The sequence below is a fragment of the Streptomyces sp. NPDC056224 genome, from assembly GCF_042267665.1.
Classification (GTDB): Bacteria; Actinomycetota; Actinomycetes; order Streptomycetales; family Streptomycetaceae; genus Streptomyces.
Genome location: NZ_JBHJTK010000014.1, coordinates 97528 through 119169 on the forward strand (window position 1 = coordinate 97528; position 21642 = coordinate 119169).

At 74.7% G+C, this 21642-nt stretch carries 13 protein-coding genes; 10 read left to right on the forward strand and 3 right to left on the reverse strand.

Annotated features, from left to right (window positions below):
• Positions 1-181: 181 nt before the first annotated feature.
• The 5 genes from ACFCZ1_RS18925 to moeZ all read left to right on the forward strand — a co-directional run bounded on the left by ACFCZ1_RS18925 (position 182) and on the right by moeZ (position 5833).
• A complete protein-coding gene (locus tag ACFCZ1_RS18925) occupies positions 182-1798 on the forward strand; it encodes a DUF3492 domain-containing protein (RefSeq protein ID WP_376679405.1) in 1617 nt (538 codons plus the stop codon).
• Positions 1795-2841, forward strand: a complete 1047-nt coding sequence (locus tag ACFCZ1_RS18930) for a hypothetical protein (protein ID WP_376679406.1) — start codon at positions 1795-1797, stop codon at positions 2839-2841. The genes ACFCZ1_RS18925 and ACFCZ1_RS18930 overlap by 4 nt, the downstream gene beginning before the upstream one ends.
• Entirely contained in the window at positions 2838-3848 is a 1011-nt protein-coding gene (locus ACFCZ1_RS18935) for an NAD-dependent epimerase/dehydratase (RefSeq protein ID WP_376679407.1), read from the forward strand. The genes ACFCZ1_RS18930 and ACFCZ1_RS18935 overlap by 4 nt, the downstream gene beginning before the upstream one ends.
• The gene (locus ACFCZ1_RS18940; protein ID WP_376679408.1) at positions 3836-4591 is read left to right on the forward strand and encodes a spherulation-specific family 4 protein; all 756 of its coding nucleotides are present in this window, start codon (positions 3836-3838) and stop codon (positions 4589-4591) included. Before ACFCZ1_RS18935 ends, ACFCZ1_RS18940 begins: the two co-directional genes overlap by 13 nt.
• Before the next feature lie 63 nt (positions 4592-4654).
• Positions 4655-5833: an adenylyltransferase/sulfurtransferase MoeZ gene (gene moeZ / locus ACFCZ1_RS18945; protein ID WP_376679409.1), complete on the forward strand. Its 1179-nt coding sequence runs from the start codon at positions 4655-4657 to the stop codon at positions 5831-5833.
• Positions 5834-5935: 102 nt separating this feature from the next.
• On the opposite strand, the gene ACFCZ1_RS18950 is transcribed toward moeZ, so the two are convergent.
• Positions 5936-7555, reverse strand: coding sequence for an alpha/beta hydrolase (locus tag ACFCZ1_RS18950; RefSeq protein WP_376679410.1), 1620 nt, complete (start codon positions 7553-7555; stop codon positions 5936-5938).
• A gap of 291 nt (positions 7556-7846) precedes the next feature.
• Complete coding sequence (locus ACFCZ1_RS18955; protein ID WP_376679411.1) at positions 7847-10612, reverse strand: YbhN family protein; 2766 nt, start codon at positions 10610-10612, stop codon at positions 7847-7849.
• Positions 10613-10731: 119 nt separating this feature from the next.
• Here ACFCZ1_RS18955 and ACFCZ1_RS18960 point away from each other — a divergent pair, with 119 nt between their 5' ends.
• From ACFCZ1_RS18960 to nudC, 5 genes are all read left to right on the forward strand, one after another.
• Positions 10732-11103 (forward strand): MGMT family protein, encoded by a 372-nt coding sequence (locus ACFCZ1_RS18960; protein ID WP_376679412.1) that lies wholly within the window; start codon positions 10732-10734, stop codon positions 11101-11103.
• 255 nt (positions 11104-11358) lie between these two features.
• The gene (locus ACFCZ1_RS18965) at positions 11359-14790 is read left to right on the forward strand and encodes an ATP-dependent helicase (RefSeq protein ID WP_376679449.1); all 3432 of its coding nucleotides are present in this window, start codon (positions 11359-11361) and stop codon (positions 14788-14790) included.
• An 85-nt stretch (positions 14791-14875) separates the two neighbouring features.
• Positions 14876-18691, forward strand: a complete 3816-nt coding sequence (locus ACFCZ1_RS18970; protein WP_376679413.1) for a UvrD-helicase domain-containing protein — start codon at positions 14876-14878, stop codon at positions 18689-18691.
• A gap of 9 nt (positions 18692-18700) precedes the next feature.
• Positions 18701-20128: a dipeptidase gene (locus ACFCZ1_RS18975; RefSeq protein ID WP_376679414.1), complete on the forward strand. Its 1428-nt coding sequence runs from the start codon at positions 18701-18703 to the stop codon at positions 20126-20128.
• A 57-nt stretch (positions 20129-20185) separates the two neighbouring features.
• Positions 20186-21133, forward strand: coding sequence for an NAD(+) diphosphatase (nudC, locus tag ACFCZ1_RS18980; protein WP_376679415.1), 948 nt, complete (start codon positions 20186-20188; stop codon positions 21131-21133).
• A gap of 65 nt (positions 21134-21198) precedes the next feature.
• Here the strand turns inward: nudC and ACFCZ1_RS18985 are convergent, their stop codons facing one another.
• Positions 21199-21459: a mycoredoxin gene (locus ACFCZ1_RS18985; RefSeq protein WP_031151539.1), complete on the reverse strand. Its 261-nt coding sequence runs from the start codon at positions 21457-21459 to the stop codon at positions 21199-21201.
• Between the last annotated feature and the right edge of the window lie 183 nt (positions 21460-21642).

Sequence of the window (21642 nt, forward strand, 5' to 3'; positions counted from 1 at the left end):
CGGCCCTGCGCGGGCGTGTTTTTTTTTTGGTGTTTGTTGTGTGTGTTTTATTCCAGCCCCTGTTGGGGGGGGCCCCACCAACCCGCGCCCCCCCCGCCTCCGGTATATCCGCTTGAGTTCTTCCGCGGCGGGTCGCCGGCCCACGACGACCGCCTGGAACGCGAGATCGGGGGTGCCACTCGTGCGGATCGGACTGGTCACGGAAGGTGGTTATCCGTATGCCACGGGAGAGGCGAGGCTGTGGTGCGACCGGCTCGTGCGCGGGCTCCCGCAACACGAGTTCGAGCTCTACGCGCTGAGTCGCAGCGCCGGGCAGGAACGCACCAGGGTCCCTCTGCCCGAGCACGTCACACGCGTGTGCACCGCCCCCCTGTGGGCCCCGGCCGACGACGGGCGGACCTACGGCCGACGTGAGCGCCGGCGCTTCGCCGACTGCTTCCGGGAGCTGGTCCACGGGATCTGCGCCGGCGAGGCACCGGCCTTCGCGGCCGGGCTCTACGGGCTCTACGGGCTCGCCCGCGACCAGGGCGGGCTCTACGCGGCGCTGCGCTCCGAGTCCGCGGTGCGGGCGGTGGAGTCCGCCTGCCGGGTACCGGGCGCGGGGCGCACCGTACAGGCGGCGCAGGTGCCGGACCTGCTGGAGTTCGTGGACGAACTGGAGCGCACGCTGCGGCCGTTGTCCCTCGACTGGTGCGAGGAGCCCGGCGGTCTCGGCGCGGTCGACATCTGCCACGCCGCCGCGGGCGGCGTGGCTGCGATCCCCGGGCTGCTGGCCAAACGCTTCTTCGGGGTCCCCCTGCTGGTCACCGAGTACGGGGTCCAGCTGCGGGCCCACTACCTCGACCAGAGCCAGGAGGCCCGGCCCGCCGTACGGGCCCTGCTCGCCGCCTTCCACGTCCGGCTGGCCGGCGAGATCTACGCCCAGGCCGACCTCCTGACCCCGGGGAACGCGCACGCCCGGCGCTGGCAGGAGCGGTGCGGGGCCCCGAGGGACCGGCTGCGGACGGTCTATCCGGGGATGGAGGCGGACCGATTCGCCACCGTCGGGGAGGCCGTGGACTGCGGGGACCCCGAAACCCTGGTGTGGGCCGGCCGGATCGAGCCCGCCAAGGACCTCATCGGCCTGCTGCACGCGTTCGCGGAGGTCCGCCGGGCCGCGCCCCGGACCCGGCTGCGGATCTTCGCCACGGCCGTGGCCCCCGGCTACCTGGCCGACTGCCGGTCCCTGGCCGCGCAGTTGTTCCCCGACGAGGCCGCCGACGCCGTCACCGCCGGGGAGAACCCCGTCACCTTCGAGGAGATCGGCGGACCCGAGGCGCCCTCCCCTGCCGAGGCGTACGGCGCGGGGCGCGTGGTCGTCCTGTCCTCCGTGATCGAGGGCTTCCCGATCACCCTGGCCGAGGCGATGTTCTGCGGCCGGGCCACCGTCTCCACCGACGTCGGCGCGGTCCGCGAGGTCATCGGCGGCACCGGGCTCGTCGTACCGCCGCGCAACCCGCGGGCCCTCGCCGACGCCTGCCTCTCGCTGCTGCGGGATCCCGAACGGGCGCAGCGGCTCGGGGCCGCCGCCCGGGCGCGGGCCCTGGAACTCTTCACCGTCGAGCAGAACGTGGCCGCCTTCCAGGAGATCTACCTGCGGCTGCTCGCCCGGGGTTCCGACCGGCCGGACGGGGACATCCCCTTCGCCCGGCCCCCGGAGGCGCGCGTGCCCGGGCACTGGACCAGCCCGACGTGGGCCGCGGCCCCGGCCGCGGTTCCGGCCGGAGCTCCGGCCTCGGCCTCGGAGGCCGCCGTATGACCCCCGTCGACCCGCACACCGTGGCGGAACCCGGCACCGGTGCGGCACACGGCGCGGGCGCGGAACCCGGCACCAGTGCGGCACACGGCGTGGGGACGGAACCCGGCACCGGTGCGGCGCCGGCCGGAACCGCTCGGCGGCGAGGTGGCGCAGACCCCGTCAAGGCGCTCCTGCACCGCCACCACGACCTGTGCGAACGGGCCGTGGACCCGCTGGAGATCGCCGCCGGGCTGGAAGCCCACGGCATCACCGACCGGACCGCCGCGCGCTTCCGCCACCGGGACGTGTTCTCGCTCGCCGAGGAGCTGTACGCCCGGACCCCGCACGCCGACGCACCCGCCGCGCTCGTCCCCGCCCCGGCCGGCCCGTCGGCGCTCCGGGGCCTCGGCCTCGCGCTGCTGCCCGGGGCCGTCGCGTTCGCCGCGGCCGCCGCCGCACCCTCCTGGGCCGGGACCGCCGCCGGGGCAGCCACCGTCACCGCCCTCGTGTGGCCCGGCCGGGCCGGCGGCCGCTTCCCGTACGCCGCGCACCTGCTGGCCGCGGCGGCCGTCGGCTGGGCCGCGCACCGGCACGGCTCCGCCCTCGCCGTCGGCCTCGCCCTGGCCGTCGCGCCCGCCCACCTGGCCGCCGCGGCGTTCGCCGCGGCGGCCAGGGCCCGGCTCGCCGGGAGCCGCGCCCTGGAGGACTTCACCGACCGGGCCCGGCCGCTGCTCCTCGCGGCCGTCGCCCTGTTCACCGGGGCCGCCGCCGGGGCCGCCGCGCTCGCCGGAGCACCGCTCGCGGCGGCCGTGCCGCTCGCCGTGCTGCTGTTCCTGACCCGGCTCCTGCTCCGGCACGGTGCCCACCGCGGACCCGTGGCCGCCGCCCTGGTACTCGCCCTGGTCCCGGTCCCCGCGGCGGTCACCGCCGCCGCGGCGGGACTCCTCGTACACGCCGTCCTCGCGCTGTCCCGCGCATCCGCCCATGCGCGGCCCCATCCACCCACTCGCAAGGAGAAACAGAAGATGACCGGCCAGCCAACCGAACAAGGGGCCACGCGATGAGGGTGCTGCTGATCGGAGCCAACGGATACCTCGGCCGCTACGTCGCCGACCGCCTGCTCGCCGACCCCGCCGTCCAGCTCACCGCGCTCGGCCGCGGCGACGACGCCGACGTCCGGTTCGACCTCGCCACCGGCAGCCCCGGCGCGCTCACCCGCTTCCTCGACGCCGTCCACCCCGGCGTCGTCATCAACTGCGCCGGCGCCACCCGCGGCGGCGCCCGGGAGCTCACCCGGCACAACACCGTCGCCGTGGCCACCGTCTGCGAGTCGCTGCGCCGCAGCGGTTGCGGGGCCCGCCTCGTCCAGCTCGGCTGCGCCGCCGAGTACGGGCCCAGCCAGCCCGGGTCGTCCACTGCCGAGGACGCCGTGCCGAGACCCGGCGGACCGTACGGAGTCAGCAAACTGGCCGCCACCGAGCTGGTCCTGGGCTCCGGGCTGGACGCCGTCGTGCTGCGGGTCTTCTCGCCGGTCGGCCCCGGCACCCCCGCCGGATCTCCCCTCGGCCGTCTCGCGGAGGCCATGCGCCGCGCGATGCAGTCCGGGGACGGCGAGCTCAAGCTCAGCGGGCTCGGTGTCCAGCGCGACTTCGTGGACGTCCGGGACGTGGCGCGGGCCGTGCACGCCGCCTCCCTCTCGGCCGCGCAGGGCGTCGTCAACATCGGCACCGGCCGCGCGGTCCGGCTGCGCGACGCGGCCGCCGTCCTGGCCAGGGTCGCCGGTTACGGCGGCGCCCTCCACGAGCTGGACGTACCGCACGGCGGGCCGCAGCAGGCGCACGGGCATCCCGGCCGCGCGGCCGGGCTCGCCGCCATCGGGTCCCCCCGGTCCGAGGCGACGGCCGAGCAGCTCGCCGCCGCGGCCCCGCCGCCGTACCCGTACCCCGACGGCTGCGGGGCCTGGCAGCAGGCCGACGTCCGCACCGCCCGCGACCGGCTCGGCTGGCGGCCCCGGATCAACCTGGAGGAGTCCCTCGCGGACATCTGGATGGAGGCGGCGTGCCGTATCTGACCACCCCGCCAGGTGTCCCCGCGGCCGCCGCGACCGAGGCCGGCCGCCTCGGCCTCGGCATCCCCGGCTACGCGCACCCGCTGCTCGCGCCCGTCGAGTGGGCCGAGCTGACCCGACCCGGCACCCCGCTGCACTGGGCCGTGCTCAACGTCGCGGACGGCCCGGGCGGGCGGCCCGACCCGAACTGCACGGAGACGGCCGCGAAGCTGCGCGGCGCGGGCGGCGTGATCCTCGGTCATCTCGCGATGCGGGGCGGCGAGCGGTCCTTCGGGGAGCTGATCTCCGACGCCCACCGCTTCCGCGACTGGTACGGGGTCGGCGGCTTCTACCTCGCGGGGGCCCCGGCGGGCAAGGCGGAACTCGCCCAGGTGCGCCGGGTCGCGGACACCCTGCGCGCCCTCGGCGGGGACGCGCGGATCGTCCTCGGGCACGGCACGCACCCGTACGAGGGCTACGCGGAGGCCGCCGACCAGCTGGTCACCTTCTCCGGGAGCTGGGCCGACTACCGCTGGTCGCAGGTGGCGGAGTGGACCGCGGACCACCCGGCGGAGCGGTTCTGCCACCTCGTCCACGGGGTGCCCCGCACCCACCTGGAGGAGGCGATGCGGATCGCCCGCTGGCAGGGCGCGGGTACGGTCTGGTTCACCGACCGGCGCGGATCGGGGGACCGGGATCCATGGGCCTCGATGCCCGCGTACTGGGACGAAATCGTCTCACGCATCGGAACGGGTGTCTTGGAATGAAGACGGGCGTGGCAGTGTTACGGGGAGAACCACCGTTAAGACGTAACCATCTACGGAGTCCCCGTGTCGCTGCCACCCCTGGTAGAGCCAGCTGCTGAGCTCACCGTTGACGAGGTCCGTCGGTACTCCCGCCACCTGATCATCCCGGATGTCGGGATGGACGGCCAGAAGCGCCTCAAGAACGCCAAGGTGCTGGCCGTGGGCGCGGGCGGCCTCGGTTCGCCCGCTCTCATGTACCTGGCCGCGGCCGGTGTCGGCACGCTGGGCATCGTGGAGTTCGACGAGGTCGACGAGTCGAACCTGCAGCGCCAGATCATCCACAGCCAGGCGGACATCGGCCGTTCCAAGGCCGAGTCGGCCCGTGACAGCGTGCTGGGCATCAACCCGTACGTGAACGTGGTCCTTCACGAAGAGCGGCTCGAAGCCGAGAACGTGATGGAGATCTTCAGCCAGTACGACCTCATCGTCGACGGCACGGACAACTTCGCCACGCGCTACCTGGTCAACGACGCCTGCGTGCTGCTGAACAAGCCGTACGTGTGGGGTTCGATCTACCGCTTCGACGGTCAGGCCTCGGTCTTCTGGTCCGAGCACGGCCCGTGCTACCGCTGCCTGTACCCGGAGCCCCCGCCGCCGGGCATGGTCCCGAGCTGCGCCGAGGGCGGCGTCCTGGGCGTGCTCTGCGCGTCCATCGGCTCCATCCAGGTCACCGAGGCGATCAAGGTCCTCACGGGCGTGGGCGAGCCGCTGGTCGGCCGCCTGATGATCTACGACGCCCTGGAGATGCAGTACCGCCAGGTCAAGGTCCGCAAGGACCCCGACTGCGCGGTCTGCGGTCCGAACGCGACCGTCACCGAGCTCATCGACTACGAGGCCTTCTGCGGCGTCGTGTCGGAGGAGGCCCAGGAGGCGGCCGCCGGCTCGACGATCACTCCCACGCAGCTCAAGGAGTGGATCGACGCGGACGAGAAGATCGAGATCATCGACGTCCGTGAGAAGAACGAGTACGAGATCGTCTCGATCCCCGGCGCGAAGCTGATCCCCAAGGGCGAGTTCCTGATGGGCACCGCCCTCCAGGACCTGCCGCAGGACAAGCGCATCGTCTTGCACTGCAAGACGGGTGTCCGCAGTGCGGAGGTCCTCGCGGTCCTGAAGTCCGCCGGTTTCGCGGATGCGGTCCACGTCGGCGGCGGTGTGATCGGCTGGGTCCACCAGATCGAGCCCAGCAAGCCGGTCTACTAGTCCGGTCTACCAGTCACGCCCCGAAGGGGCCGCACCCGCGAGGTCCGGGGTGCGGCCCCTTCGGGGTGTCCGGGGGCGGGCGGCAGGCCGGCGGGCCGCCGGTCAGACGGGGGCGGCCCCGGTCGGCGGCGCGGTCGGCGGCGCGGTCGGCACGGCCGGAGGCGCGCTCGGGGTCGCGCCCGCGGTGCAGACGGTGCCGGCCGCGGGGGTCTTCCCCTCCAGCAGGTACGCGTTCACCGCGTCCTGCACGCACATGTCGCCGCTGTTGTAGGCGCCGTGCCCCTGACCCTTGTAGGTGAGCTCCACCCCGACGCCGGGGCCGAGCCGTTCGACCATCTTGCGGGCGCCCTCGTACGGGGTGGCCGGGTCGCCGGTGTTGCCGATCACCAGGATCGGGGCGGCCCCCGGGGCGGAGACGTCCGGGGTCTCCCAGGCGCCCGCGACCGGCCAGCCGGTGCAGCCCATCATCGCCCAGCCGAGGAAGTCCCCGAAGACGGGCGAGGCCGAACGGAAGGCCGCCAGCTTCGCCTTGGTCTGCTCCAGCGTGTAACGGTCCTTGGAGTCCGCGCAGTTGATCGCGGTGTTGGCCGCGCCGATGTTGCTGTAGTTCCCTTGCTGGTCACGGCCGTTGAGCGCGTCGGACAGGGCCATCAGCAGCTGTCCCTGCCCGCCGTCCGCCTCGTCGAGCCCCTGCTCCAGCAACGGCCACAGCTCCTTGGAGTACAGGGCCTGCGCGATGCCGTTGGTCGCGGCGCTCTCGGTCAGCATCCGGTCGCCGATGCCCGGGATGGGCTGCGCGGCCAGGTCCTTCTGGAGCTTGATGACGCCGTCCTCGATCTCCTTGGCCGTGCTGCCCGCGAGCCTGCACTCGTCGCCGCGGTCCACGCAGTCCTGCGCGAAGTTGCCGAGGGCGAGCTGGAACCCCTTCGCCTGCGCCAGGGCCCCCTCCTCGGAGGTCTTGGTCGGGTCCACGACCGCGTCGAACACGGCCCGCCCGACGTTCTTCGGGAAGAGGTGCGCGTAGACCCCCCCGAGCTCGGTCCCGTAGGAGATCCCGAAGTAGTGCAGCTTCTCGTCGCCGAGGGCCTGACGGATCCGGTCCATGTCGCGGGCGGCGTCGGACGTGCCCACGTGGGGCAGGACCTTGGCGGAGTTCTTCTCGCAGGCCTGCTGGTAGCCGCGGATGTTGTCGGTGAAGACCTTCTCCTCCTGCGGGGTGTCGGGGGAGGAGTCCTGGGCGTAGTACTCGTCCAACTGCTTGTCGTCCTCGCAGCGGACGGGGACGCTGCGACCCACCCCGCGGGGGTCGAAACTGACCAGGTCGTAGCGGGAGCGCAGGGCCTCGTACTCCTTGGCGGCGCCGGGGAGGGTGGTGATGCCGGAGCCGCCCGGTCCGCCGAAGTTGAAGACGAGCGAGCCGATGCGGTTCTTCTGGTCGCGGGCCTTGGCGCGGATCAGGGCGAGCGGGATGGTCTCGCCCTCGGGCTTCGCGTAGTCGAGGGGCACGTCGAGGGTGGCGCACTGCCAGTCCTTGGGCGGGGCCTGGCCGCCGCCCTCCAGGGGCGTGGGAGCCGGGCATTCGCCCCACTTGAGAGGCTTCGCCCCCTTGGTGCCGTCGGCCTTCGGTTTCGTCCCGTCGCCGTCGTCGGAGCAGGCGCTGGTGGTGAGCAGCACTGCGGCGAGCGCGGCGGTGGCGGTGGACCGCAGGACGTTTCTCGGCATGCCCCCATCCTCTGCGCCCTCCGCCACACCCGCCCCCGCGCTGACCCATCCGGGGGTGCGATGCGGTGCGGTGCGGGGTCGGGACCGGGGCCCGGTTCGCCGGGGCCGGGCGGACGCGTAGGCGCGGCGGGTCCCGGGGCCCCGCCGGGCCGGAGGCCAGTGCTGTGACCGGCAGGGTCCACCGGGTCGCGGCCCCCGGCACGGCACGGCACCTCGCCGCGTTGCCGGACCGCGCCGGTACGTCCCGTACGAGCCGCGGGCCCCCGCCGCACCCACCGGCCGGGCCGGAGGCTAGATGGCTTCCTTGCGGGTCAGGAAGTTGAACGAGAGCCAGCCCGGCAGCACCGGCAGCCAGAACGTCATCAGGCGGAACAGCAGCACCGCCGAGATGGCGACCTCCTTCTCCAGCCCCGCCGCGATCAGGCCCAGTGTCAGCGTGGTCTCCACCGCGCCGATCCCGCCCGGCGTCGGCGCCGCGGACCCCAGCGCGTTGCCCGCCAGGAACACCACCGCGATGCTCGCGTAGCTGATGGCCTGGCCGCCTCCGAACGCGCGGATCGACGCGTCCAGGCACATCACGAAGCAGCCCGTCAGCAGCAGCATCCCGCCGATGCCCGTCATCAGCTTCTGCGGCCGCTGGAGCACGTCCAGCATGCGCGGCACCACGCCCGCGAACAGCGCCCGTACCCGCGTCGCCACGAACTTGCGCATGAACGGGACCGCCGTCACCACGAGCACCAGCACCGCCACCGTCAGCAGACCCGCGATGACCGTCCGGGACGGCGTCATCTCCGGGGTCTTCTCGGTCCCGGTCAGGTAGCCGAACGACAGCAGCAGCAGGATGTGGCTGGCCAGCCCGAACAGCTGCGAGGCGCCCACGCTCGCGACCGCGAGACCCGGCCGGATACCCGCTCGCTGGAGGAACCTCGTGTTCAGCGCGACACCGCCCACCGCCGCCGGGGCCACCAGCTTCACGAAGGACCCGGCCACCTGCGCGAGCACGGTCCGCAGGAACGGCACCCGCTCGGGCACGAAGCCCAGCAGGCTCATCGCCGCCGCGAAGTAGCTCAGCGCCGAGAAGGCCAGCGCCGCCCCGACCCAGCCCCACTGGGCCTCGCCGACGATGGTCGCGAAGTCCACGTGCGCCAGCTGGGTCAGCAGGAAGTACGCGCCGAACGCGCCCGCGATGAACGACACCAGCGTGCGCGGCCGGATCCGCTCCAGCCGGGCCGGCTCCACCGGCGCCTGCGGGCGGATCAGCAGCACCTGCTGGCGGATCTGGCTCAGCAGGTCCTCCTCGCGGGCCCCGTCCAGGGCATCGTCCAGCGCCCTCTTCTCCGCCTTCCGGTCGGCGGCCGGGCTGCTCGCCGCGCCCGCCTCGCGCGCCGCCTTCGCCGCCCGCGAGGACTCCAGTACGGCCTCCCGCTGGCGCTGCGCCCGCTCCCGGGCCAGCTTGCGCAGCGTCGCCCGCGTCGAGCGGCTCAGCGCGATCGGCTGGAGCAGCGGCAGGCAGTCCGCCACCGCGTCCGGGCCGAGCACCGACACCGCCGAGGACACCGCCCGCTCCGCGCCGACCCGCAGGCCGAGCGTGGTCAGCAGCTGCGCGATGTCCATCCGGAGCACCAGATCGCCCGCGGCGATCTCGCCGCCCCGCAGGTCGGTCAGGATGACATTGCCGGAACGATCCACCACCAGGGCGTCCCCGGTCAGCCGCCGGTGCGCGATCCGCCGCGACTGCAGCGCCCGGACCTGTTCCCACGCGTTGCGGCACAGGTCGTCGGTGATCTCCTCGTCGGAGAGGGAGTCCAGGCTCCGGCCGCCCAGGTGCTCGTACACGAGCATCACGGCGTCCGGCCCGAGTTCGGAGGTGGCGATCAGCTTCGGCGCGTTCGCCCCGGCCGCGATGGCGGCGTACGCGAGGAGCGCCTCCTGCTCCAGCGCCTGGCGCAGCGACTGGAGGCTGCGCCCGGTGGTGATGCCGCGCAGCGTGAGCCGGCGCCAGACCCGGTAGAAGAACCCGTGGGCCTGCTGCTCGCGGTCCACGACGGTGACGTCGAGCGGCGGGCCGTCCTCCAGGGTGACGTGGTAGCGCCGGCCCCGGTCGCTCACGTCGGGGGCCTCGGAACCTTCGGGCGTCTCCGCACGCATCGCGCTGACCGGCTGGAAACCGACCCGGCGCAGCCCCGCGAGGAGGTGCTGCCCGGTGGGGCGCACGTTGGGCGAGCCGACGGCGTACAGGGTCCCGTAGGCGACGCTCCAGCCGATCAGCACCGTCAGGATGATCGAGAAGGGGGTCGTGTAGCCGCTGACCAGCATCGTGAACGCGTCGAGCAGCAGGACCACCCACAGCGCGACGCGCCAGTGCGGGCGCCGGGTCATCCCCACGGCCGTCATGTACGCGATCACGGGCGCGAGGTAGCCGTGCACCGGATCGGTGAGCGCCCCGTCGGCGCCGGCGGGGCGGGTGAGGGCTTCCTGGATGGTGCCGGGGGCGGCCTGGGACACCCACAGGTCGGTGGCGAGGGTGACCCCGTGCGCGAGGACGGCGGCGAGCACGCCGTCGGCGATGCGCAGTCCGTCGCGCTTGATCAGCCGCTCGATGGCGAAGGCGACGGGCAGCAGGAGCACGGCGATGCTCGACACCAGCGCGGCGACCTTGACCAGCAGGTCCGGTGCCTGGCCGGTGCCCTTGTTGATGTCCTCCTCCAGGCCGACGGTGGTGCCGTGGGCGAAGGCGGCGATGGCGAGGACGACGGCGATGCCGAGGATGCCGACGAGGAGGCGTACGAGGTCGGACGGGCGGTGCACGCGGGCGGCGAGCAGCGGTTCGTCGACCTCGACCCGGTCGGCGGTCGTGGGGGCGTGCTCGTGCGGGCCCTTGGGGGCCTCGTGGCCCTCGATGCCCTCGGGGCGGGCGGTGCCGTTGCCGTCACCGCCGCGCGGGGCCCCGGCGCTCTGGTGGTCCGGGCGCGCGTCGTCGTCCGGCGCCGCGCTGTCCGGAGGGCTCACACCCTGCTCCTTCGTCGTCACATCCGTCTCTTCTTGATCACGTATCACCAGTCACCGCCCGGAAGATGGTGGCACGGACCGGCGGGCGAGCGGGGCATCAGGGTGCGCGCCGGTGCGGAAGCACGTCCTCCGTCGCCGGACGGCCGACGTACTGCACCATGGGCCGAATGAGCGAGGAGCTGCCCGCGTACGCGGAGCGCGTGCTGGAGCTGGCCGAGCGTATTCCGCCCGGCCGGGTGATGACGTACGGGGACGTGGCCGAGTGGATCGGCGAGGGAGGGCCGCGCCAGGTCGGGCGCGTCATGGCCCTGTACGGAGGCGCCGTGCCCTGGTGGCGCGTGGTGCGGGCGGACGGCGTACCGCTGCCCGGCAGCGAGCGGCGAGCCCTGGAGCACTACCGGGCCGAGGCCACGCCGCTGCGCCTGACGGCGGGCGGCGATCCGCGGCTGGACATGCGGCGGGCACGCTGGGGCGGAGACGGCGCAGAGGACGGAGGGGCCGGCGGAGGGGACGGGGACCGCGACGAGGCTCACACCTGACAGCTTCGGCCATGCGCGGCCCGCACGGGCGGCCGAGCGTCCGTGCGAAGACCCGTCCGGGGGACGGGGACGGACTGCGCGGCGTCGGCGGGTTGCCGTAGCGTTGCCTCTTCGGCTCCGGCCGATGCCGTTCCGGCGGCACCCGAAGACCGCGCACCACCCGAAGACCCACCAGGACCGGCAGCTCACGTGATCACCTCTCCCTCCGACCGCACCGAACGGCGGCGTACGCGGACCCCTGACGCGTACCGCCTGGTGCGCACCGGGCCGGAACGGGTCGATCCCCCTGTCCTGGACGCAGCGCAGCGCGCGGTGGTTGACCATACGGCCGGACCGCTGCTGGTCCTCGCCGGACCGGGCACCGGGAAGACGACGACGCTGGTCGAGGCGGTCGCCGCCCGGGTCGAGGGGGGCGCGGATCCAGCCCGCATCCTCATCCTCACCTTCAGCCGCAAGGCGGCCGTGGAACTGCGCGACCGGGCCGCCCTGCGGCTCGGCGGCGCGCGCGCCCCGCAGGCGACCACCTTCCACTCCTTCTGCTACGGCCTCGTCCGCGCCCACCAGGACACCGATCTCTTCGCCGACCCGCTGCGCCTGCTGTCGGGCCCGGAGCAGGACGTGACGGTCCGCACGCTGCTGGAGGGCCAGCGCCGGATCCGCTCCATCCGCTGGCCGGACGACCTGCGGGCCGCGCTGACCACGCGCGGGTTCGCGGACGAGGTCCGCGCGGTCCTGGCCCGTGCCCGCGAACTGGGCCTGGGCCCGGAGGCCCTGTCCGACTTCGCCGGGCGGATCGGCCGCCCCGACTGGAAGGCGGCCGCGGCGTTCCTCTCCGAGTACCTGGACGTCCTGGACATGCAGGGCACCCTGGACTACGCGGAACTCCTCCACCGAGCCGTCCTCCTGGCGGAGCGCACCCCGTCCCTCTCCTCCGCCTACGACGTGATCTACGTGGACGAGTACCAGGACACGGACGCCTCGCAACTGCGGCTGCTGCGGGCGCTGAGCGGCACCGGCGGCACACTGGTCGCCTTCGGCGACCCGGACCAGTCCATCTACGCCTTCCGCGGCGCCGACATCAACAACATCCTCGACTTCGAGGCGTCCTTCCCCGGCGCGCGGGTGCGGGCCCTGACCGTCGCCCGCCGCTCGGGCGCGGGGCTCCTGGCGGCGACCCGGCTCCTCACCACCCGCATGCCGCTGCCCCGCCTCCCCGCGGCCGCGGTCCGCGCGCACCGCGGTCTCGCGGCCGCGCGGGAGGGCGGCGCGGTGGAGGTGTACACGTACCCCACGGCCGGGGCCGAGCTCGACAACATCGCCGACATCCTGCGCCGGGCCCACCTGGAGGACGGTGTGCCCTGGCAGGACATGGCCGTCCTGGTCCGCGCGGGCGGCCGTACCCTCCCCGCGATGCGCCGCGCCCTGATCACGGCGGGAGTCCCGGTCGAGACGGACGGCGCGGACACCCCGCTGCGCCACGAACCGGCCGTCTCCCCCCTCCTCACGGCCCTGCGCGCCACGGCCACCTTCGCCGAGGGCCTCCCCGCCGACTCCGCTTCACCGTCCGCCCTGCCGGGCGCGGGCGCGTCCGACCCCGGCTTGCATGCAGGGACGGCCGCCGACCCGGCGGCGCCGGAGTCCGGCGGGGACTTCGTGTCGGGTGACGGGTCCGTTCCCGGCCCGGTGGCGGCCGTCGACGGCGTTGCGCCTGCGGCGCCGGCCGTGCAGGCCGCCCCCTCCGCGTCTGCGGAGGGACCGGACCTCGACTCGGCCGCGGCGGTCGCGGCCGGCGCCGACGAGGGGTGGATCGGCGTGGAGGCCGCCCTGGCCCTGCTCGCCTCCCCCCTCGGCGGGATGGACGCCGCAGACCTGCGCCGCCTCGGCCGCGCCCTGCGCGACGAGGAGCGCGCCGCCGGCGTCAAGGTGCCCGCGCCCTCCGACGTCCTGCTCGCCAGGGCACTCGCCGAGCCGGAACGGCTCACCGCCCACGATCCGGCCTACGCCCGCGGCGCGCAGCGCCTCGGCCTGCTCCTGCGCAAGGCCCGCGAACTCCTCCAGGGCGGCGGCACCGCCGAAGAGGCCCTGTGGACCCTCTGGGACGGCACCCCCTGGCCCCAGCGGCTGGAGCGCTCCGCCCGCCGCGGCGGCGCCGCCGGCCGCAACGCCGACCGCGACCTCGACGCCGTCTGCGCCCTCTTCGACACCGCCGCCCGCGCCGAGGAACGCACCGGCGGCCGCGGCGCCCTCAACTTCCTCGAACAACTGGAGGCGGAGGACATCGCCGCCGACACGTTGACGACCCGCGCCACCCGGTCCGACGCGGTCCGCCTCATGACCGCCCACCGCTCCAAGGGCCTGGAGTGGTCCCTCGTCGTCGTCGCGGGCGTCCAGGAGGGCCTGTGGCCCGACCTGCGCCGCCGCGGCTCCCTCCTGGAGGCCGACCGGATCGGCCGCGACGGCCTCGCCGAGCCCCTCAGCCCGGGCGCGCTCCTGGCCGAGGAGCGGCGGCTCTTCTACGTAGCCGCCACCCGCGCCCGCGACCGCCTCGTCGTCACCGCCGTCAAGGCCCCCGCCGACGACGGCGACCAGCCCTCCCGCTTCCTCACCGAGCTCGGCGTGCCGCCGAAGGACGTCACCGGCCGCCCCCGCCGCCCCCTCGCCGTCCCGGCCCTCGTCGCCGAGCTGCGCGCCACCACCGTCGACCCGGACGCCTCGCCCGCCCTGCGCGACGCGGCCGCCCGCCGCCTCGCCCGCCTGGCCGCGCTCACCGACGACGAGGACCGCCCGCTGGTCCCCGCCGCGCACCCGCAGCGCTGGTGGGGCCTGTACGAGCCCACCCGCAGCAGCGTCCCGTTGCGCGACCGCGACCGGCCCGTCGCCCTCTCCGGCAGCGCCCTGGACCAGCTCGCCAACACCTGCTCCCTCCAGTGGTTCCTCGGCCGCGAGGTCAAGGCCGACGCCCCCTCCACCGCCGCCCAGGGCTTCGGCAACGTCGTCCACGTCCTCGCCGACGAGGTCGCCTCCGGCCGCACCCCCGCCGACCTGGCCGTCCTCATGGAACGACTCGACTCCGTCTGGGACGCCCTCGCCTTCGACGCGCCCTGGAAATCGGCCCAGGAGAAGGAGAACGCCCGCGCCGCCCTGGAACGCTTCCTGCGCTGGCACACCACCGACCGCGGGGGCCGGGCGGCGGTGGCCACCGAGCACGAGTTCGACGTCACGCTCGAAGCGGGCGAGTACGCCGTCCGGATCCGCGGCTCCATGGACCGGGTCGAGGCGGACCCGCAGGGGCGCGCGTACGTCGTCGACTTCAAGACCGGCAAGTCGTCGCCCACCAAGGCCGAGGTCGAGCGCCACCCCCAGCTCGCCGTCTACCAGCTGGCCGTGCGCGAAGGCGCCGTCGACGAGGTCTTCGACGGCCTGCGCCCCGCACCCGGCGGTGCCGAGCTCGTGCAGCTGCGCCAGCCCGCGCCCAAGAAGGAGGGCGGCGACGCGGTACCGAAGATCCAGGCCCAGGAACCCCTGCCGGGCGGCCCCTCCGGCGAGTGGGTCGGCGACCTGCTCGCCACGGCCGCCGGCCGGGTCCTGGACGAGCGCTTCGCGCCCGCCGTCGGCACACACTGCGACCACTGCTCCTTCCGCAGCTCGTGCAGCGCCCGCCCCGAGGGCCGCCAGACCGTGGAGTGAGACGGACGACGGCGCGGAGCGCCGCCGAGCGCATTCGGCGACGCGCGCGTCGGGGAGTGTCAGCGAGGGCGGCTAGCCTTTTCACGTGTCCGTGCGTGCGCCCGTCCTCACCGATCCCGAGCAGCTCAAAGAGCTCCTCGGGATCCCGTTCACGCCCGAACAGCTCGCCTGCGTCACCGCCCCGCCCGCCCCCCAGGTCATCGTCGCCGGAGCCGGCTCCGGCAAGACCACCGTCATGGCCGCCCGCGTGGTCTGGCTGGTGGGGACAGGCGCGGTCGCGCCCGAGCAGGTCCTCGGCCTGACCTTCACCAACAAGGCCGCCGGAGAGCTGTCCGAGCGCGTGCGCAAGGCCCTCGCCCGGGCCGGCATCACCGACCCGGACCCGCCGCCCCCCGGCTTCGCCGGGGGGACCCCCACCCCGGCCGAGGCCGACGCGGCCGGCGGCGAGCCGCGGATCTCCACGTACCACGCCTTCGCCGGCCAGCTCCTCAAGGACCACGGCCTGCGCATCGGCCTGGAGCCCAGCTCCCGCCTCCTCGCCGACGCCACCCGCTTCCAGCTCGCCGCCAAGGTGCTGCGCGAGGCCCCCGGCCCCTACCCCGCGCTCACCAAGTCCCTCCCCGACCTGGTCAGCGACCTCCTCGCGCTCGACGGGGAGCTCTCCGAGCACCTGGTCGAGCCGGAGCGGCTGCGCGCCCACGACACCGGGCTGCTCGGTGAGCTGGCCGAGGCCAAGCTCACCAACGAGGACCTGCGCAAGGTCCCCGAGGCCGTGCGCGGCCGCCTCGAACTGCTGGAACTCGTCGGCCGCTACCGCGCGGCCAAACGCTCCCGCGACCTCTTCGACTTCAGCGACCAGATAGCCCTCTCCGCGCAGCTCGCCACCACCCGGCCCGAAGTGGGGGCGCTGCTGCGCGAGGAGTTCCGGGTGGTCCTGCTCGACGAATACCAGGACACCTCCGTCGCGCAGCGGCTGCTGCTGTCCGGCCTCTTCGGCGCGGGCAGCGGCCACGCCGTGACCGCCGTCGGCGACCCCTGCCAGGCCATCTACGGCTGGCGCGGCGCCTCCGTCGCCAATCTCGACGACTTCCCCGAGCACTTCCCGCACGCCGACGGGACCCCCGCCACCCGCCTCTCGCTCAGCGAGAACCGGCGCAGCGGCGGCCGCCTGCTCGACCTGGCCAACGGGCTCGCCGCCCCGCTGCGCGCCATGCACGAGGGCGTGGAGGCGCTGCGCCCGGCGCCCGGCGCGGAGGGCGCCGGCTTCGTCCGGTGCGCCCTGCTCGAGACGCACGCCGAGGAACTGGAGTGGCTCGCGGGCTCCGTCGCGCACCTGGTCCGCACCGGGACGGAGCCCCGCGAGATCGCCGTGCTGTGCCGGTCCGGCGGCGACTTCGCGCGGATCCAGGCCGTCCTGGTGGCCCGGGACGTGCCGGTCGAGGTCGTCGGCCTCTCCGGGCTGCTGCACCTGCCGGAGGTCGCGGACCTCGTCGCCGTCTGCGAGGTCCTCCAGGACCCGGGAGCCAACGCCTCGCTCGTCCGGCTGCTCATCGGCCCGCGCTGGCGGATCGGCGCGCGCGACCTGGCCCTGCTGGGGCGCCGCGCCCGGCTGCTGGTGGGCCGGGCGTCCCCGTCCGGGGCGGATCCGGACGAGCGGCTCGCCGCGGCCGTCGAGGGCGTGGACCCGGCGGAGATCGTGTCGCTGGCCGACGCACTGGAGACCTTCCTCGACGGCGCCGGGCATGCCCCGGACGACCTGCCGTTCTCCGCCGAGGCCCGGGTCCGCTTCGCGCACCTCGCGCAGGAGCTGCGCGACCTGCGCCGTTCGCTCGCCGACCCGCTGATGGACGTACTGCACCGGGTCCTGTCCGCGACCGGCCTGGAGGTGGAGCTGTCCGCGTCCCCGCACGCGCTGGCGGCCCGCCGCCGCGAGACGCTGTCGAACTTCATGGACGTCGCCGCGGGTTTCGCCGCACTGGACGGCGAGGCGACCCTCCTCGCCTTCCTGGGCTTCCTGCGCACCGCCGCCCAGTACGAGAAGGGCCTGGACCACGCCCTGCCCGGCGGCGAGAACACGGTCAAGGTCCTGACGGCCCACAAGTCGAAGGGCCTGGAGTGGGACGTGGTCGTCGTCCCGGACCTGTGCGCAGGCGCCTTCCCGAAGGAGAAGGCGCCCGAGGCCTGGACCTCCTACGCGAAGGTGCTCCCGTACGCCCTGCGCGGCGACGCTCCCACCCTGCCGGGGGACCCGGCCTGGACCTCGGCCGGCCTGAAGTCCTTCAAGACGGCGCTGAAGGACCACAAGTCGGTGGAGGAGCTGCGCCTGGGCTACGTGACCTTCACCCGCCCCCGCTCCCTCCTGCTGGCCTCGGGCCACTGGTGGGGCCCGACCCAGAAGAGGCGCCGCGGCCCGTCCGCGTTCCTGTCCGCCCTGTACGAGCACTGCGCGGCCGGGTTCGGCGAGATCGAGGCCTGGGCACCCGAACCCGACCCGTCGGCCGAGAACCCGTCCCTCGCCGACGACTCGACCCCGGACCACTCCTGGCCCCTGCCGCTGGACCCGGCCTCCCTGCACCTGCGCCGCGCGGCGGCGGCCCTGGTGGACTCCTACCTGGCCGACCCGCCGCCCCCCGCTCCGGAGGAGGACGATTCCTACCTCTGGCCCCCCTCCTGCGAGGAGCCGTCCTACGGGGAGCCGTCCTACGAGGACGAACCCTGGCCGGACGACGACCTCTGGCCGCAGGATCCGGCCGAACCGCGTGCCGGTGGTCCCGCCGACCGGCAGAGCGACGACCTCCGGTCTCCGGCCGGCGTCCGGGACGGAGCCCCGGTTCCGGTGGGGGGCGGGGCGGCGGAGGAGTCCTGCCCGCCCGCCCCCGCGGACCCGCCCGCCCCCGCGGACCCGCCCGCCCCCGCGGACCCGCCCGCCCCCGCGGACCCGCCCGCCCCCGCGGACCCGCCCGCCCCCGCGGACCTGCACGCCGACCTCTGGCCGGAGGCCGACCTCTGGGCCCCCGCCGAGGCCGGGCGGCCCGCCGCCGGCCCGACCCCGCACGGTGCCCGCGGCGGTGCCCCGCACTCCGCCCCCTGGCCGGAGGCCGACCGGGCCGTACCGCGCCCCCGCGCAACCGGCACCGCGCCCGCCCCCGCCGCGGGCACCGGCCCCCTCACACCCGAAGAGGCGCGGGCCGTGGCCTCCTGGGACCGGGACCTCGACGCCCTGGAGGGCGAGCTCCGCCGCGCCCGCGCCGCCGTGCGCGACGTCGAGCTGCCCGCCGCGCTCTCCGCCAGCCAGCTGCTCCGGCTCGCCGCCGACGAGCAGGGCTTCGTCCGCGACCTCGCCCGCCCCATGCCCAAGCCCCCGCAGCCCGCGGCGCGCCAGGGCACGCGCTTCCACGCCTGGGTCGAGTCCCGGTTCGACGAGCTCCCGCTCCCGCTCCTCGACGTCCTCGACCCCGCCACCGAGCTGCCCGGATCCGACCAGGAGGTCGCGGACGAGGCCGATCTCGCCTCCCTCAAGGCCGCCTTCGAGCGCAGCCCGTACGCCGACCGGCCACCCCACCGCATGGAGGCCCCGGTCCAGCTGACCCTCGCCGGCCGCGTCATCCGCGGCCGGATCGACGCCGTGTACAAGACCACCTCCGACGAGGACGGCGATGCGTACGAGATCGTCGACTGGAAGACCGGCCGCACCACCGAGGCCGACCCCCTCCAGCTCGCCGTCTACCGCCTGGCCTGGGCGGAAGCCACGGGCACGCCCCTCAGCCGGGTCACCGCCGCCTTCCTGCACGTCCGCAGCGGCCGCGTGATCCGCCCCCGCGACCTGCCCGACCGGGCCCGTCTTGAGCGGATCCTCCAAGGCACGTCGGGCACCGACGGTGACCCTCAGGTGGACGGCTAGGCTCGGGGCATGAGTGACAGCCCGCCGGACAGCGCCGTCCGCACGTACATCGAGACCCACCGCGCAGCCTTCCTCGACGACCTCGCCGAGTGGCTCCGCATCCCCTCCGTCTCGGCGCAGCCCGAGCACGCGGGCGACGTACGCCGCAGCGCCGAATGGCTGGCGGCGAAGCTCAAGGAGACCGGCTTCCCGGTCGCCGAGGTCTGGGAGACGCCGGGCGCCCCGGCCGTGTTCGCGCACTGGCCGAGCGAGGACCCGGACGCCCCCACCGTCCTCGTCTACGGGCACCACGACGTGCAGCCCGCCGCCGTCGCGGACGGCTGGCACACCGACCCGTTCGAGCCGGTCGTCAAGGACGGACGGATGTACGGGCGGGGCGCCGCCGACGACAAGGGCCAGGTGTTCTTCCACACCCTGGGCGTACGCGCGCACCTGGCGGCCACCGGCGCCGCCGCCCCCGCCGTGAACCTGAAGCTCGTCGTGGAGGGCGAGGAGGAGTCCGGCTCCCCGAACTTCCGCGCCCTCGTCGAGGCCCGCGCCGCCGAGCTCGCCGCCGACGTCGTGATCGTCTCCGACACCGGCATGTGGTCCGAGACCACCCCCACCGTGTGCACCGGCATGCGCGGCGTCGCGGACTGCGAGATCGACTTCCACGGCCCGGACCAGGACATCCACTCCGGCGCCTTCGGCGGTGCCGTGCCCAACCCGGCCACGGTCGCCGCCCGGCTGGTCGCGGCCCTGCACGACGCCGACGGGCGGGTCATGATCCCCGGCTTCTACGACGGCATCGCGGAACTCACTGACGCCGAGCGCGCGCTCATCGCCGAGCTCCCCTTCGACGAGTCCGAGTGGCTCCGTACGGCCAAGTCCCACGCGGCCGCCGGCGAGGCCGGCTACTCCACCCTGGAACGCGTCTGGGCCCGCCCGACGGCCGAGGTCAACGGCATCGGCGGCGGCTACCAGGGCCCCGGCGGCAAGACGATCGTGCCCGCCTCCGCCCACCTGAAGCTGTCGTTCCGCCTGGTGTCGGGACAGGACCCGTACGAGGTCGAGGCAGCGGTCACGGACTGGGTCGCGGCCCGCGTCCCGGCCGGAATCCGCCACTCCATCACCTTCGGCGCCCCGACCCGCCCGTGCCTGACCCCGCTCGGCCATCCGGCGCTGCAGTCGGTCGTCCGGGCCATGGGCCGGGCCTTCGGCCAGAAGATCCGCTTCACCCGCGAGGGCGGCTCCGGACCCGCGGCGGACCTCCAGGACGTCCTGGACGCGCCCGTCCTCTTCCTGGGCATCTCCGTCCCGTCGGACGGCTGGCACTCCCCGAACGAGAAGGTCGAGCTGGACCTCCTCCTCAAGGGCGTCGAGACGACCGCGTACCTCTGGGGGGACCTGGCCGCGTCCCACCGCACACCCCGCCCGACACCCGGCGCCGATCTCTGACGCCCGGCACACACGCCACCCGAGTCACTGAGCCTGCCTGTCCCACCACCGGGGGAGTTGGAAGTACCCGTGAGCATCCATACCGAGCACCCGATCTCGCTCACCGCGCCCAGCGGAATCGACCGTGCCGCGCACCACCGCCTCGACGAGGCCTGGCTCGCCGCCGCCTGGAGCCACCCGACGACCCGCGTGTTCGTCGTCTCCGGAGGCCAGGTCCTGATCGACGACACCCCCGACGGGGGCTCCGGCATCGTGATGACCCCGGCCTTCGAGGCCCCGGTCACCGAGACCCACCGCTACTTCCTGGGGACCGACGAGGACGGCGTGCGGTACTTCGCGCTCCAGAAGGACGCGCTGCCGGGCCGCATGGACCAGTCGGCCCGCCCGGCCGGCCTGCGCGAGGCCGGACTGCTGCTGAATGCGCGCGACGCCGGGCTGATGGTGCACGCGGTGGCGCTGGAGAACTGGCAGCGACTGCACCGCTTCTGCTCCCGCTGCGGCGAGCGCACCGTGGTCGCGGCCGCCGGGCACATCCGCCGCTGCCCGGGCTGCGGCGCCGAGCACTACCCCCGCACCGATCCGGCCGTGATCATGCTGGTCACGGACGACCAGGACCGCGCGCTGCTGGGCCGCCAGGTGCACTGGCCGGAGGGCCGCTTCTCGACCCTCGCCGGGTTCGTGGAGCCGGGCGAGTCGATCGAGCAGTCCGTCGTCCGCGAGGTGTGGGAGGAGGCGGGCGTCAAGGTCGGCGAGGTCGCGTACATGGCCAGCCAGCCGTGGCCGTTCCCGTACAGCCTGATGCTGGGCTTCACGGCCCGCGCCACCAGCTCCGAGATCAACGTGGACGGCGAGGAGATCGAGGAGGCCCGCTGGTTCTCCCGCGACGACCTGCGCGCGGCGATCGAGGCGGGCGAGGTGCTGCCCCCGTCGGGCGGCATCTCCATCGCCGCCCGCCTGGTCGAGCGCTGGTACGGCCAGCCCCTGCCGAAGCCCCCGGCCGCCTGACGGCGCCGCGGGCCTGGACGCAGAAGGCCCCCGCCGGGGCGGGGGCCGCTCTGGGGGCGGACCGGTCAGACGGCGAGGGCCTGCTTGACCTGGGCCAGGCTCGGGTTCGTCATGACGGACTCGTTGCCGGCGGAGGACTTCACGAGCACGGTGGGAACCGTCTGGTTGCCGCCGTTCGCCTTCTCCACGAACGCCGCGGACTCCGGGTCGAGCTCGATGTTGATCTCGTTGTACGCGATGCCTTCCCGGTCCAGCTGGGTCTTCAGCCGGCGGCAGTAGCCGCACCAGGTGGTGCTGTACATCGTGACGGTGCCCGTGTCCTGCATGCTGCGGTCTCCTTCGTGGGGTCTCGGTGGTCCGAGTACTCGAACGTACGCGACCGCGCGGCCATTCCCGCAGGGCCGGTGCGGGCGGCCGGTGCGGCAAGGCAGCCGGTGTGACAAGTACGACGTATACGGGTGACCTGTGGACAAGTTTCCCGTCGGCCCCTCCAGACCTGGCAGCATGGC

Excerpts from the sequence above, each read along its gene's own strand:
- ACFCZ1_RS18985 (WP_031151539.1), bottom strand. The coding sequence starts at position 21,459 with ATGCAGGACACGGGCACCGTCACGATGTACAGCACCACCTGGTGCGGC.
- ACFCZ1_RS18975 (WP_376679414.1), top strand. The coding sequence starts at position 18,701 with ATGAGTGACAGCCCGCCGGACAGCGCCGTCCGCACGTACATCGAGACC.
- ACFCZ1_RS18935 (WP_376679407.1), top strand. The coding sequence starts at position 2,838 with ATGAGGGTGCTGCTGATCGGAGCCAACGGATACCTCGGCCGCTACGTC.
- ACFCZ1_RS18950 (WP_376679410.1), bottom strand. The coding sequence starts at position 7,555 with ATGCCGAGAAACGTCCTGCGGTCCACCGCCACCGCCGCGCTCGCCGCA.
- ACFCZ1_RS18960 (WP_376679412.1), top strand. The coding sequence starts at position 10,732 with ATGAGCGAGGAGCTGCCCGCGTACGCGGAGCGCGTGCTGGAGCTGGCC.
- ACFCZ1_RS18930 (WP_376679406.1), top strand. The coding sequence starts at position 1,795 with ATGACCCCCGTCGACCCGCACACCGTGGCGGAACCCGGCACCGGTGCG.